Annotated in this window: 11 protein-coding genes; 2 read left to right on the top strand and 9 right to left on the bottom strand. The window is 46.6% G+C overall.

Annotated features, from left to right (window positions below; all coding sequences use genetic code 11):
- The first annotated feature begins 156 nt into the window (after positions 1 to 156).
- Together gltB and CLV93_RS00900 are read left to right on the top strand one after the other, a co-directional pair.
- Positions 157 to 4,677: a glutamate synthase large subunit gene (gene gltB / locus CLV93_RS00905; protein ID WP_170108831.1), complete on the top strand. Its 4,521-nt coding sequence runs from the start codon at positions 157 to 159 to the stop codon at positions 4,675 to 4,677.
- A 56-nt stretch (positions 4,678 to 4,733) separates the two neighbouring features.
- The gene (locus CLV93_RS00900; RefSeq protein ID WP_106540289.1) at positions 4,734 to 6,152 is read left to right on the top strand and encodes a glutamate synthase subunit beta; all 1,419 of its coding nucleotides are present in this window, start codon (positions 4,734 to 4,736) and stop codon (positions 6,150 to 6,152) included.
- A gap of 547 nt (positions 6,153 to 6,699) precedes the next feature.
- Here the strand turns inward: CLV93_RS00900 and CLV93_RS00895 are convergent.
- The 9 genes from CLV93_RS00895 to hisC form a co-directional block, all read right to left on the bottom strand.
- Entirely contained in the window at positions 6,700 to 7,593 is an 894-nt protein-coding gene (locus tag CLV93_RS00895) for an N-acetylmuramoyl-L-alanine amidase-like domain-containing protein (protein WP_170108830.1), read from the bottom strand.
- Positions 7,594 to 7,800: 207 nt separating this feature from the next.
- The gene (gene hisIE / locus CLV93_RS00890) at positions 7,801 to 8,400 is read right to left on the bottom strand and encodes a bifunctional phosphoribosyl-AMP cyclohydrolase/phosphoribosyl-ATP diphosphatase HisIE (protein WP_106540287.1); all 600 of its coding nucleotides are present in this window, start codon (positions 8,398 to 8,400) and stop codon (positions 7,801 to 7,803) included.
- A gap of 50 nt (positions 8,401 to 8,450) precedes the next feature.
- On the bottom strand, positions 8,451 to 9,203 hold the full coding sequence (gene hisF, locus CLV93_RS00885; RefSeq protein ID WP_106540286.1) for an imidazole glycerol phosphate synthase subunit HisF: 753 nt from the start codon (positions 9,201 to 9,203) through the stop codon (positions 8,451 to 8,453).
- Positions 9,204 to 9,206: 3 nt separating this feature from the next.
- On the bottom strand, positions 9,207 to 9,938 hold the full coding sequence (hisA, locus tag CLV93_RS00880) for a 1-(5-phosphoribosyl)-5-[(5-phosphoribosylamino)methylideneamino]imidazole-4-carboxamide isomerase (RefSeq protein WP_106540285.1): 732 nt from the start codon (positions 9,936 to 9,938) through the stop codon (positions 9,207 to 9,209).
- Between the two features lie 12 nt (positions 9,939 to 9,950).
- Entirely contained in the window at positions 9,951 to 10,559 is a 609-nt protein-coding gene (gene hisH, locus CLV93_RS00875) for an imidazole glycerol phosphate synthase subunit HisH (RefSeq protein WP_106540284.1), read from the bottom strand.
- Between the two features lie 31 nt (positions 10,560 to 10,590).
- Positions 10,591 to 11,034, bottom strand: coding sequence for a TlpA family protein disulfide reductase (locus CLV93_RS00870; RefSeq protein ID WP_281351397.1), 444 nt, complete (start codon positions 11,032 to 11,034; stop codon positions 10,591 to 10,593).
- Between the two features lie 138 nt (positions 11,035 to 11,172).
- A complete protein-coding gene (gene purU, locus CLV93_RS00865; RefSeq protein WP_246187170.1) occupies positions 11,173 to 12,057 on the bottom strand; it encodes a formyltetrahydrofolate deformylase in 885 nt (294 codons plus the stop codon).
- Between the two features lie 497 nt (positions 12,058 to 12,554).
- Positions 12,555 to 13,673 (bottom strand): bifunctional histidinol-phosphatase/imidazoleglycerol-phosphate dehydratase HisB, encoded by a 1,119-nt coding sequence (gene hisB / locus CLV93_RS00855; RefSeq protein WP_106540281.1) that lies wholly within the window; start codon positions 13,671 to 13,673, stop codon positions 12,555 to 12,557.
- 23 nt (positions 13,674 to 13,696) lie between these two features.
- Positions 13,697 to 14,734 carry a histidinol-phosphate transaminase gene (hisC, locus tag CLV93_RS00850; protein ID WP_106540280.1) on the bottom strand — a complete coding sequence of 346 codons (1,038 nt, stop codon included), beginning with the start codon at positions 14,732 to 14,734 and terminating at the stop codon, positions 13,697 to 13,699.
- Between the last annotated feature and the right edge of the window lies 1 nt (position 14,735).

Here is a 14,735-nt window from a genome sequence, read left to right as displayed (position 1 = left end):
TAAGATTTAAAAGCTATTTTTGCTTTCAGTCTAAAAAAATAGACTGTTTTTTACTTACAGTTTTCCGCCTGGTAGCTTTTTTTTGTGAAAGATTTACGGAAGTATTAGTTGTCACTTCCTGACTTTCCTGAGTTTAGTCTATTAAATTTTTCAGATATGGTGCAGAAAAGATTTCCACAACCGCAGGGAATGTATGACCCTGCAAACGAGCACGATGCCTGTGGTATTGGGTTTGTTGCGCACATCAAAGGACAGCAGTCGCATGATATAGTAGAGCGAGGACTGACTGTTTTGCGGAACATGGACCACAGGGGTGCGACCAGCGCCGACAATCAAACCGGTGACGGGGCAGGCATATTGCTGCAGATTCCGCACGACTTTTTCATCTCACAGAAAATAGATTTGCCTTCAGCAGGTCATTACGGAACAGGCCTGGTTTTTCTTCCGGTAGACGAAGAAGAGGCCGCCGTGTGTCAGGAGGTAATGAATCGTTATATCGAACTGGAAGGATTGCGTTTAATTGCATGGAGAGATGTTCCGGTTGACAGCTCTGTCGTAGGTGAGATTGCACGACGGACCGAACCCAACGTGAAACAGGTTTTCGTTACAGCTCACATGGAACAGGATGCGCTGGAGCGGAAGTTGTATTTGGTTCGAAAGCAGGCTGAGAGAGAGATTCGCGAATCTCATCTGAATGAGAAAGAATCGTTTTACCTGCCCAGTTTCTCAACGAAGGTAATTATCTATAAAGGTATGCTTACGCCGGATCAGTTGCGTAGCTACTATAAAGATTTAACTCATCCGGAGATGAAGAGTGCGATTGCACTGGTTCATTCCCGTTTTAGTACCAATACTTTTCCAACCTGGGATCTGGCGCAGCCGTTTCGCATGGTGGCACACAACGGTGAAATTAACACGGTTAAAGGAAACCGCCTGTGGATGCATGCCCGCGAAGCGCTGCTTCAGTCCGATTTATTCGGCGACGAGCTCGAAAAACTCTTCCCGGTGGTTGAACCCGGAAAGTCAGACTCGTCCTCGTTTGACAACGTACTCGAGTTCCTGCACATGACAGGCCGCGACATGCCGCACTCATTGTGTATGATGATTCCCGAGTCGTTCAACGAAAAGAACCCGATTCCGGAAAGTCTGAAAGCATTTTATGAATACAACTCCACCTTGATGGAGCCATGGGACGGACCCGCATCGATGGTTTTCTCCGATGGCCGTTATATCGGTGGTACACTCGATAGGAATGGTTTGCGTCCGTCACGTTACGTGATCACCAACAATGATTTGATTGTGATGGGCTCGGAAGTTGGAGTGCAAACTTTTCCGGCAGATGAAATTAAAGAAAAAGGCCGTTTGCGTCCGGGAAAACTGTTGCTGGTCGATACGAAATTAGGTATCCTGATTCCCGATAAGGAAGTAAAGGCACAACTTTCGCGCAGAAATCCGTATATCAACTGGCTGAAAGAAAACCGCCTGTTGATGGAAGACATCGTAGTAAAACAGCGCGTTTCTTCGAATATGGGAGAGGATTTCCCGGCTTACGCCAAAGTATTTGGTTACTCGAAAGAAGACATCAACATGTTGTTGAAACCGATGGCTGAAAACGGAGCAGAGCCGACCAGTTCCATGGGTAACGACACGCCCATTGCTGTTTTCTCCGAAAAGCCGAAGCGGTTCTTCAGTTACTTCCGTCAAATGTTTGCCCAGGTGACCAACCCGGCAATCGATCCCATCAGGGAAGGACTGGTGATGTCTCTCACCAACTACATTGGTTCTCTTTCGGGAAATATGTTGGAAGAGAGCCCGGAGCACTGCAAATTGATCAAATTCGACAGCCCAATTATCACCAATACCGATTTGGGGAAAATCAAGGATTTGAAGCACGAGGCATTCAATCATGCCACCATTCCCATGCTTTTCCCGGTAAAAGATGGGGTGGAAGGATTTAAGAAATCGTTCAATAATATGTTGGCTCAGGCCGAAAAGGCCGTTGACGACAAAAAGAACTTGATCATATTAACCGACCGCGGTATTTCTGCAGAACAGGCTCCGATTCCTTCGTTGCTTTGTGTTTCAGCAGTTCATCACCATCTCATCCAGAAGAAAAAGCGGATGCAGATTGGTATCATCGTCGAGTCAGCCGAGCCGCGAGAGGTAATGCACTTTGCGCTGCTGCTGGGATATGGTGCCAGTGTTGTAAATCCTTATCTGGCTTTTGCTGCGTTGAATAAGCAGGTTCGCGAAGGCGAGATCTCAATGGAATACAAAGATGCCCGGAAGAACTACATCAAAGCCATCGACAAAGGCTTGCTGAAGATTCTGTCGAAAATGGGTATTTCCACGTTGCGATCGTACCACGGCGCCCAGATTTTTGAAGCCATCGGCGTAAGCCAGGAACTGATTGAGAAATATTTCAAAGGTACAGCGTCGCGCATCAGCGGTATCGGTCTCGAAGAGATTTACCGTGAAACGATGATGTTCCACGCTCAGGCATTTGCTCCCAACGGTCAACATAAGTTTATGCTGAAGAATACCGGTGAATATCATTACCGGCAAGATGGTGAGCATCACGCCTGGAACCCGGAAACCATCGGGTTGTTGCAATGGGCAACCAAAACCAACGATTACGATGTGTACAAGAAGTTCAGCCAACTGGTTGACAAGGAAAATCAGAAGCCGGCTTTCATTCGGGGTGCTTTGCAGTGGAAGAAGAATCCGATTCCGGTCGATGAGGTAGAGTCGGAAGAAAATATCATGAAGCGTTTCGTGACCGGAGCCATGTCTTACGGTTCCATTTCGAAAGAAGCACACGAAGCATTGGCAATTGCTATGAACGCCATTGGCGGACGAAGCAATACCGGTGAAGGAGGAGAAGATCCGGACCGGTTCGGCACTGACAGAAACTCCAAAATCAAGCAGATCGCATCGGGGCGTTTTGGCGTGACCAATAACTACCTGATGAATGCTCAGGAGATACAGATTAAAATTGCGCAGGGGGCAAAACCCGGAGAAGGTGGACAGCTTCCGGGATATAAGGTGAACAAAATCATCGCAAAAACCCGTAAATCGACACCGGGGATTACGCTGATTTCACCACCTCCGCACCACGATATTTATTCGATTGAGGACCTGGCACAGTTGATTTACGACCTGAAAAATGTAAATCCCGCCGCTAAAGTTTCTGTGAAGCTGGTTTCTGAAACCGGTGTAGGAACGGTAGCTGCTGGTGTAGCCAAGGGATTCTCCGATATCATTATTATTAGTGGAACCGAAGGAGGGACAGGAGCTTCTCCGGCCAGTTCGATCAAGCATGCCGGACTGCCGGCCGAACTCGGAATCTCGGAGGCACAGCAAACGTTGGTTATGAATAACCTGCGTGGTCGCGTTAAGCTGCAGACCGACGGGCAGCTGAAAAATGGTCGTGATGTCGTTATCATGGGACTGCTCGGAGCTGAGGAATTTGGTATCGCTACCGCGTCACTGATTGTGATGGGATGTGTGATGATGCGTAAGTGTCACCTGAATACCTGTCCGGCAGGAATTGCAACTCAGAATAAGAAGTTACGGAAGCGTTTTATTGGACGCTCGGAATACGTTATCAACTATTTCCAATTCATTGCCCGGGAAATTCGCGAATACATGGCCGAGATTGGTGTCCGCACCTTCGATGAACTCGTCGGGCGTGCCGATCTGCTGGAGCCGAATCCTGACGTGATGAACTGGAAGATGAAGACGGTTGACTTCTCTAAGTTGCTGTATGTACCGAAGGAAGCTGCTCAGTATCCGCTTCACAACGTACAGCCCAACACCAAGAATCTGGACGATGTGATTGACCGGACCCTCATCCGCGAGGCTAATAAAGCCATCAAGAGCGGAGAAAAAGTTTGGATTGCGCATGATATCAACAATGTGATGCGGACTGTCGGAGCCATGCTTTCGGGTGAAGTTTCCAAGCGATACGGAGAAGAAGGTCTTCCGGAAGATACCATTAACTGTACCTTTAGAGGTTCGGCCGGCCAGAGTTTCGGTGCGTTCCTGACCAAAGGCAGCACTTTCCGCCTGGAAGGCGACTCGAACGACTACCTTGGAAAAGGACTTTCCGGAGGAAAGATAACGGTTGTTCCGCCGCAGGGAGCCAATTTCGTCCCGGAAGAAAACATCATTGTGGGTAACACAACGTTATATGGTGCAACCAGTGGCGAAGTGTATATCCGGGGAGTTGCCGGTGAGCGTTTCTGCGTTCGGAACTCTGGTGCGATAGCTGTTGTGGAAGGAACCGGAGATCACTGCTGCGAGTACATGACCGGTGGACGGACCGTCGTTCTGGGTACAACCGGGCGGAACTTTGCAGCGGGTATGAGTGGTGGAATCGCTTACGTGCTTGATGAGAAAGGCGACTTCGATTACTACTGTAACAAAGGGTTGGTTGAACTGACACCTGTTGAGGACAGATCCGATATTCAGGAACTGCAGGAGATGATTAGTAACCACTTGCTGCATACACAGAGTTCCCTGGCCCAGCGAATTCTGACTAACTGGGATGAGTACCTTCCCAAATTTGTTAAGGTGATCCCATTCGAATACAAGAAAGTGCTTGAAGAGCTTAAATTGAAGGAATTGAAGAAGAAACTTCAGTTAACGGAAGATGATCCGGCTCGACACGAATAAGCCGGAAGAGAAGAGAGAAAGGTAATTCAGCACGTTTAATAAAAAAAATCTTCATCATGGGAAATCCAAAAGGTTTTATTGAGATACCGAAAAAAGAGAGCGGGTACCGTCCCGTTAAAGAAAGAATATACGATTTTGGCGAGGTTGAACAGACCTTGAACGAAAAGGACAGGAAAGATCAGGCCTCCCGGTGTATGGATTGTGGCATTCCGTTTTGCCACTGGGCTTGCCCGGTAACCAGTAAAATTCCTGAGTGGCAGGATGCCATCTACCTGGGGAAATGGGAAGAGGCTTACGATATCCTTTCGTCAACCAACAGCTTCCCTGAGTTTACCGGTCGCGTTTGTCCGGCACCCTGCGAAAAATCCTGTGTGTTGGCCATTCATGAAGAATCGGTTACCATTCGGGAAAACGAGGCTTCGGTAGTAGAACAGGCGTTCGATCGCGGATATGTGCAGGCTCGTGTTCCGGAAGTACGCACCGGAAAGAAAGTAGCCGTAATTGGTTCCGGCCCTGCAGGAATGTCTGCAGCTGATGTATTGAATCAGGCCGGTCACTCTGTTACCGTTTTCGAGCAGGACGATGCTATTGGAGGATTGCTTCGTTACGGCATTCCCGATTTCAAGCTGAACAAGAACGTCATCGATCGGCGGTTGGAGCTTTTCGTTACCGAAGGAATAGACTTCAAAACCAACACAACAGTTGGTAAAGATATTACTCCGGAGCAGCTGTTGAAGGACTACGATGCCGTTTGTCTGGCAGTGGGAGCTATGCAGCCCCGCGATTTGGTTGTAGAGGGACGCGATTTGGAAGGTGTTCACTTTGCTATGGACTTTCTGAAGCAGCAGAATAAAGTCAATCGTGGCGAAGTATTCACTGAAGACGAACGCATTTCCGCGAAGGAAAAGAAAGTGCTCGTTATCGGAGGTGGTGATACCGGTTCCGACTGTGTGGGAACTTCCATTCGCCAAAAGGCTGAGTCGGTAACACAAATCGAGATTTTGCCAAAGCCGCCTGAAAAACGTGCCGACACCAACCCGTGGCCTTACTGGCCGAATACACTTCGTACGTCGAGTTCGCACCTCGAAGGTTGCGAGCGGCGCTGGGCATTGGCCACCAAACGTTTGATTGGTAAAGACGGGAAGGTGACCGGAGCAGAAGTGGTGGAAGTAGTTTGGGAAAAAATCGACGGCCGTTTCCAGATGAAAGAAATTCCGGGTACGGAAGAATTGATTGAAGTCGATTTGGTGCTGCTTTCCATGGGATTTGTTTCCCCGGTACACGAAGGTTTGCTTGACGGATTGGGTGTTGAATATGACGAACGTGGAAACGTGAAAGCAGTAACCAACACCACATCGGTTGACAAAGTGTTTGCCGCAGGCGATGTAGCCCGTGGAGCCAGCCTGGTTGTTCACGCCATTCGTTCGGGTCGCGATGCTGCCGGAAAGATTAACGAATACCTCATGCAGGATTAAGCACCGTAATGCAAAAAGAATATATGTATTAATCAGATTTATTGATTGACTTGTTGAATTTTGAATTAGTAAAAAAGGAGGCTGTCTCAAAAGAGGCGGCCTCAGTTTTTTGTATGAAATAGCCTGTTCTTAAGAAAGTCGGATCTCGTTTTAAACAGGTCCGTATCTTTTTGTAATAAAGTCCCGATCTTTTTCCAACCATGTCCGGACCTGATCGAAAGAAAATCCCGATCTGATGGAAAGAAGGTCCTTATCTTTTTTTAAAAAGTCCGGACTTTATTTAAAAAAATACGGACCTCCTAAAATTATGTCTTGATCTTTTCAAATAATGTCTTGACATTTTTGCAGAAATGCTTAGATCTTTTGTCAGAAATGTCTTGACGTTTTAGAAAAATATTTTGATGTATTAAAATAAAGTCTTGACGATTTTTCGGGATGTTCTGATGTTCTTGGTACCGATGGCTTGGGTGAGTGAAAAAAGAAGAACGGTGGTCATCAAAAAATCCCGGAAGTTTTTCCCGGGATTTCCTGTTGCTTATCAATATTGTCAATCTTTTGGCGACAGCGGCCTTACCACCATAATGCCGGAAGCATTTTTTCGGGGAGCGAGGTAATCGGCCAATGGCGTTGGGTCGATTATCACCTTTTTGGCGAGTGAAGAGGCCTGCAAAAGATGTACTCTTCCGTTTTCTTTCACCATGATGCCTACGTGGGAGATGTCGAGCCCTTTGATATTTGTGGTAAGGGCAGCAATATCACCATCCTGAATTCCCGACTCAACCTCTTCCAAATCCTGTTTTTTTATCAGGTAAAACGAATGGGCTGAAATTTCTTTTTCCCGTTCGGCCATTTGGGGAACCCACTCCGGATGTTTCTTTAGTTGAGGATAAAGGTCGGCGTGCGTACTCATGAAGTTGAGAGTGAGCGGGTCGGGTGTTCCGCCAAGTTGGTAAGTAACATCTTCTACCAGTCCTTTTTTCTCGTTATTGGCAATCCAATCGCTGAAGTAGTGCAACCGGCTGAGATAGCCGTCCAGTTTGCCATTCCGGTAACGAACATTTTCCAGTTCGCGTGTAAACTTTCTGAATGTCGGTTTTCCACTTTTGATGGTCCGGGCAATTGCCAGGCAGTTTTCCACGAAAGTGGTACAATCGAGTTCCCGCAGGTTGATAATCAACTCTTCTTTATCACGGTTATCCAGTGTGTGGGCAACATACGGCGTGCCCAGAAATTCTTTACCGATCATTACCATTAATTGTCCCATCGAGGAATCTTTTTGGGGCTCCAGGTCATGAAAAATCCGGTCGAGAATCACTTTATCCTGGTCAGAATAAATCACGTCCGATGTGGGATTCGTCGTGTCTTTAGGGGAAGCTGCTTTGGTAACAAAAGGAACTGCCAGCACGGCAATTAGCAGCAAATACTTAAGAGACCGTTTCATACGTATTGTTTTAGCTTGAGGATCTTCAGTAAACGAAAACATTCGTTGAAGTTAGTGAACATGGCGATGAAAACAACCACTCTTTTGCGATTTGATAAAATACGAATGATTATTTCCGGTTAACGGAAAACAAAATACCATGAAAATAAAACACTTTCATGGTATGTGCTGGCGGCGAACTGTATGTCTTATTTAAAGCAGTCTTCGTTATTTATGCCGCTTTTTCAATTCCCGGGCGATGTCTTCCAGGCGGTAGCCTTTGTAGGTTAACAAGACAATCAGGTGATACATCAGGTCCGCTGATTCGTACAACAGACGTTCATCGTTGTTCGCCATGGCTTCAATCACCGTTTCAACGGCTTCTTCGCCCACTTTTTGTGAAATTTTTGCAGTTCCTTTCTGGAAGAGAGAAGTAGTGTACGAACCTTCGGGCATCTCTTCTTTGCGTTTGTCGATGAAATCCTGCAACTCTTTCAGGAACATGAAGTCGTCGCTGCGGTTCACTTCGCCCCAGCAAGTGTCGGTTCCGGTGTGACAAACCGGTCCGGCCGGATTCACTTTGATGAGCAGTGTGTCATCATCACAATCGGACTGGATGGAAACCACGTGCAGGAAATTGCCTGATTCTTCCCCTTTGGTCCACAGTCGGTTTTTAGTGCGGCTGAAAAAAGTGACTTTGTTTTCGGCTACCGTTTTGTCGTAGGCCTCTTTATTCATGAATCCCAACATCAAAACTTTGTTGGTCACGTTATCCTGTATTATCGCCGGTATCAATCCGTTTCCGGCTTTGTCAAAATCAAGTTCCATTTCGTTGTTCCTTATTTTCGAAGTACAATTAATTCATTTATTTCCCGTTTTTACCGGACGACAATTCCTTGTTGACGCAGGTAGCTTTTCAGATCGGGGATGGAAATTTCACGGAAGTGAAAAATGCTGGCTGCCAGTCCGGCATCGGCTTTTCCTTTGGTAAACACATCGACGAAGTGCTCCATGTTCCCCGCGCCGCCCGATGCAATAATCGGGATAGAAAGACTTTCGGACAATTGGGCCAGCTCCTTGTTAGCAAATCCGTTTTTCGTACCGTCGTGGTCCATCGAGGTAAAGAGAATCTCTCCGGCTCCACGACTCTCGGCTTCTTTGGCCCAGCCAAAAAGCTCTTTGTCGGTTTCAATGCGCCCACCATTCACGGTCACAGCCCAATGCTCCGGCTTCTTCCGTGCATCAACAGCTACAACGACAAACTGACTTCCAAAGTTCTTTGCCAGGTCATCAATTAACTGTGGATTTCTTACTGCCGAGGAGTTGATTGAGATTTTATCGGCCCCGGCTGCCAGCAACTTACCGGCGTCCTCTAGTTCGCTGATTCCTCCACCTACCGTGAAGGGAATATTGATTTCGCGGGCGATCCGTTTCACCAGGTCGACAAAGGTCTTTCGGCCTTCGTGGGTTGCTGTTATATCAAGAAAAACCAGTTCGTCAGCACCCTGTTTGGCATACAAAGCACCCAGTTCCACCGGGTCGCCTACGTTGCGGATGTTGACAAAATTGACACCTTTAACGGTTTGTCCGTCTTTGATATCGAGGCATGGTATAATTCGTTTTGCAAGCATGCATTAGCTGTTTTTCGCATAATATTGCCCGATTTCCTTCAGCGAAATCCGGTTTTCATAAATCGCTTTCCCGGTAATTACAGCGGGAATTCCGGCTTCATCCAAATCCAGAATATCCTGCATCGAGCTGATGCCGCCACTGGCAATCAGGTACAATTCCGGTATTCGGTTTAAAATATCGCGGTAAAGCTCCGTCGCCGGTCCGGAAAGCATACCGTCGCGGCTGATGTCTGTACTGATGACCTGAGTTACTCCTTTTTCCTGCCAAAGGGCGATGAAATCCAGGATATTGGCATCGGTGGTTTCCTGCCAGCCCGAGACCGCAATTTTCCGATTGTGCGCATCGGCACCCAGAATAATTCGTTCGTTGCCGTATTTTTCCAGCCACGACTGGAATACTTCGGGTGATTTAATGGCAATGCTGCCACCGGTCACCATCGCAGCGCCGGACTCGAAAGCAATCCGCAGGTCTTCGTCTGATTTGAGCCCACCGCCGAAATCAATGGTTAGCGATGTATTTGTGGCAATGCTTTCCAGGATCTGATGGTTGACAATGTGACTGGCTTTGGCGCCGTCCAAATCAACCAGGTGAAGTCGTTTCAATCCGGCATCTTCAAACGAACGTGCCACTTCCAGCGGGTTTTCGTTGTACACCTTCTTCTGTGCATAATCGCCCTGGTTCAGACGGACACATTTCCCATCGATAATATCGATTGCCGGAATAATTTCAATCATGGTACTATCTCCTTAACGGGCTTTGAGGTTGATAAAGTTCTCGAGAATCCGGGCACCGATTGGTCCGCTTTTCTCGGGGTGAAACTGGGTTGCATAAAAATTGTCGCGCTGCAAAGCGGCACTGAACGGTGTAATGTAATTACAGGTTGCCGCGGTATCGTCGCCGGCAGCTGCATAATACGAATGCACGAAGTAGACATATTGATTTTCCAACGAAGCATCGAACAAGTCGCTTTTCAGGTTACTGATGCTGTTCCATCCCATATGCGGGACTTTGGTAACATATTCTTGCCCGGGAGCCGGAATAAATTTTTTCACGTTTTCGGGAAAAATACCGAGACAATCCACATCGCCTTCCTCACTGTGCGAGCACATGAGTTGAAGGCCGAGGCAGATGCCCAGTACAGGCTGTTTCAGACTGGTGATGAGACGATCCAGGTTATGTTCCCGCAAATAGGCCATGGTGGTCGACGCTTCGCCAACCCCGGGGAAAATAACCCGATCGGCTTTGCGGATGAAATCCGGATCGGCCGTAATGGTTGCATTCACGCCCAGTCGTTTCAGCGCCAGCTCAACCGACATGATGTTTCCGGCATTGTATTTTATAATGGCTACGTCCATTTAAAGAGTATAGTTTTGTCAAATAACAGACTTATTGTTTCAGTAACGAGTCGATGACTTCTTTCATCTGATTGAACTCATCCATTTTGAAAAGACGGGTCATGTAAGCTATTTTTCCATCTTTTCCAATGATGACATTCCGGGTGACACCCGCATCTTTGTCTGCGAATAGTCCGAAAATATCAGCACCGGGATCCAGTCCTAACGGATAGGTGATTTTCATGTCGGAAGCATACCTTTTGACAACATTCAGCGGTTCGTCTCTATCCACTCCGATAAGGACAAAATCGGGGTTGTCTTTGTGTTTTTCCCAGATTTCCTTCTCAATGTGGGGCATTTCGCGACGGCAAACACCGCACCAACTGGCTGTAAACTGGAGCATAACGACTTTGCCTTTCCAGTCGTTCGTGGAAACTTTGGTACCATCGGTCAGCGTCATTGAAAATATAGGAGCTTGATCGCCAGGCTGAAGAATGTAACCATAGGCAGCTGGAACTTTTCGCTTGTGTTGCGCTATTGTGGTAGCACATTGAACTTTGGACGTCAAAGAAATTAAGAGAACTAAAAAAGTTAATCGAAATTGGTTTGAAATGTGTTTCATTGTAGGAGGATGTTAGTTAAATACTACTGTTCTGTTATTATATACAAGAATCTTTCGTTCGAGATGTTTGTAGACCGCTTCACTGAGAATAATCTTCTCTAAATCACGTCCTTTCCTCATCAGGCTATTCACGGTGTCGATGTGAGAAATACGCGCCACATCCTGAGCTATAATTGGGCCTGCGTCCAGTTCCGGGGTTACATAATGGCTGGTTGCTCCAATAATCTTGACACCGCGGGCGTGAGCCGCGTGATAAGGCTTCGCACCTGCAAATGCCGGCAAAAACGAGTGATGGATGTTGATGATTTTGTTGGGGTAGTGTTTGACAAAATCATCGGACAACACTTGCATATACCTGGCCAACACAACAAAGTCGATGTCATAGTCCTTCAGCAGTTGCAACTCTTTCTGTTCCTGCTCAGCTTTATTTTCTTTCGTAATCGGAAGATATTCGAAGTCAATCCCAAACCGTTGAGCAACGGGGGCCAGCTTCTCATGATTGCTGATAATCAGAGGAATTTCAACGTCCCATTCGCCGGCAGTATACCTGGCGACGATATCGAATAAACAGTGAGAAAGCTTCGACACAAAAACAGCCATTCTTGGTGGTTTGTCCGAGAAGTGAAGCCAGAAAGTGATATCAAAACGGCCGGCTACCAGCGTTCCAAAGTATTCGGCAATCTTCTCACGAGGAATCACAAATCCGTCGAGTTCCCACTCAACCCGCATGTAAAATAACTTCTCCTGCCTGTCGACATGCTGGTCGAGGTAGATAATATTACCCTTGTTCCGGTTCAGAAATTCGGTAACCGCAGCCAAAATGCCTTGTTGATCAGGGCAGTGGATGAGAAGAATTGCGGTGTTTTTATCGGTGTGTATTGATTTGATACTTTCCACGAAGGCTAAATTTGTTTTGTACCTATTAAAATAAAGAAAAACCAGGGGTTGAAAGAAATTTTAAGAGCTTTACCTCCAAAATTTAACCCCAATTTAAAACCAAACGGGCATAACAAAAGGCTTCCTGTTTTTCAGGAAGCTTTTTAAAATGGTGGAAAAGGATATATTAAATGCGAATCTGAGTGTTTGTATCGTAAACAACCAGCTATCGTGGTGGTGTCAGAACCTTTTAGCATCCGGATGGTAGGACCGCCGGCTAGTTGGGCGGTAGCTACCATAAATGGATGTTTTTGCTACGGATTGTGTCGACGAGCTTTTCAGTTTCTGTGCGAAAGCGAACTCGTCAACTCCGTTATCTTAACTGGTTTTGGTTCTGAGACCGAATTAAGCGATCCTTTTCCTTTTGAACAAAATTTTTTGATGAACGACCGTTTTTATGTGATGAATGTATCTTTCTTTGGGATGAAGTATTTTTATGTTAATAGAAAAACGGAAAACTAAAGCATCCCTTTCGTCGATGGCAATGAATTTTTCATCGGATCTTTTCGTATGGCCATCCGGATTGATTTGGCGAATGCTTTAAAAATTCCCTCGATTTTATGATGTTCATTTGTTCCTTCCGCTTTTATATTCAAATTGCACAGGGCAGCATCGGAAAATGATTTGAAAAAGTGGAAGAGCATCTCTGTAGGAACATCGCCAATCATTTCCCGCTTGAATTCCGCATCCCAAACCAGCCACGGTCTGCCGCCGAAGTCGAGAGCGACTTGAGCCAGACAGTCATCCATCGGAAGGTAGAACCCGTAACGTTCTATTCCCCGCTTATCGCCAAGTGCTTGCCGGAAGGCATTTCCCAAAGCAATGCCGGTATCTTCGATGGTATGATGTTCGTCTACTTCGAGATCACCGTTCACATGTATTGTCAAATCGCAACCGGAATGGCGGGCGATCTGGTCGAGCATGTGATCGAAAAATCCCAGACCCGTTGAGATATTTCCTTTGCCGGAGCCGTCGAGGTCGACGGTAATACTGATTTTCGTTTCGGCGGTTTCCCGTTCAATGGTAGCTGTTCGTTCACCTGTTGCCAGGAACTGGAAAACTTTCGCCCAGCTATTGGTGGTCAATGCACAATGAGCTTTCAACACTTCATCATCGATTTCCTTATCGGAGAAGAAGATAGCCTTGGCTCCAAGGTTTTTGGCTAATTCTACGTCGGTTAGCCGGTCGCCGATGACAAAAGAGCCGGGCAGATCATATTCTTCGCTAAAGTATTTCTGCAGCAGGGCTGTTCCCGGCTTCCTTGTAGGCGCATTTTCTTCCGGGAAAGTCCGGTCGATATGAATTTCGTCGAATGTGATGCCCTCGTTTTCAAAAGCCTTCAACATTTTATTGTGAGCCGGATGGAATGTTTCTTCCGGAAATGAATCCGTTCCCAAACCATCTTGATTGGTGACCATCACCAATTCGAAGTCGAGTAGGTTCCGGATATTATACAGGTTGCGAAAAACGCCCGGTACGAATTCCAGCTTTTCCAACGAATCCAACTGGTAATCCTCCGGCGGTTCAACTACCAGCGTTCCGTCCCTGTCTATGAATAGTACTTTTTTCTTTTTCATTTTCAGATGATATTGAAAGCTTTTCAAACTAACGCTTCCAGTGCTTCAATCAGTCGTTGATTTTCCATTTCAGAACCTACGCTGATGCGCAGACTGCCTTCGCAAAGCGCCACTCCGGAGCGATCGCGCACAATGATTTTCTCTTCAACGAGGTAATCATAAATTCCGCGTGGATCGTGTGTTTTTATCAATAGAAAATTGGCATCGCTGGGATAAACCTTCACCACAAACGGGAACTCCCGTAGCTTTTCAGCCAGCTTTTCCCTTTCGGAAACCAGGATTTTAACCCAATCCGATTTTTCTTTCTCCAGCTCAATCAGCTCGATTGCTTTTAACTGGGTCAGAATGTTGATGTTGTACGGATATTTGATGCGATTGAGTACGTCAATGATTTCCTGGCTGGCGAATGCCATTCCCAACCGGATACCTGCCATTCCCCATGCTTTGGAGAAGGTTTGCAATACAACCAGGTTAGGATGTTCCGGCAACTCGGGAAGCAGCGATTTTTCCGGACAAAAATCAATGTACGCTTCGTCGACAATGACCAGACCATTGAAGTTATTCAAGATTTCCAGCATGGCCTCTTTTTCCAGAGCATTCCCGGTAGGATTGTTGGGAGAGCAGAGAAAAATCATTTTCGTATCCGGTGTAACCGTGTCCAGCACCGGCTTCGGTGAAAGCGTATAATCGGCATTCAGTGGAGATTCGATAACTCTCACATCGTTTACATCGGCTGCCACGCGATACATGCCGTAAGTGGGAGCGATGGCAACAATGTTGTCTTTTCCGGGAGAGCAAAACGCCCGAATTAGTAAATCGATGGGTTCGTCGCTTCCGTTTCCCAGAAAAATATTTTCAGCGGGAACCTTTTTAACTGGTACGATTTTGTTTTTCAGCTCTGTTTGTCGGGGATCGGGGTACCGATTGTACGGAGCATTAAATGGATTCTCGTTGGCATCGAGAAATACCGCTGCCTCGCCCGAGAATTCATCGCGAGCGGATGAATAAGGCTTTAATTTTCGGATGTTGTCCCGCAACAGATTTTGTATATCGAATGTCATT

Source organism: Prolixibacter denitrificans (assembly GCF_003014495.1).
Classification (GTDB): Bacteria; Bacteroidota; Bacteroidia; order Bacteroidales; family Prolixibacteraceae; genus Prolixibacter; species Prolixibacter denitrificans.
This window is presented reverse-complemented; position numbering and strand designations above follow the sequence as displayed.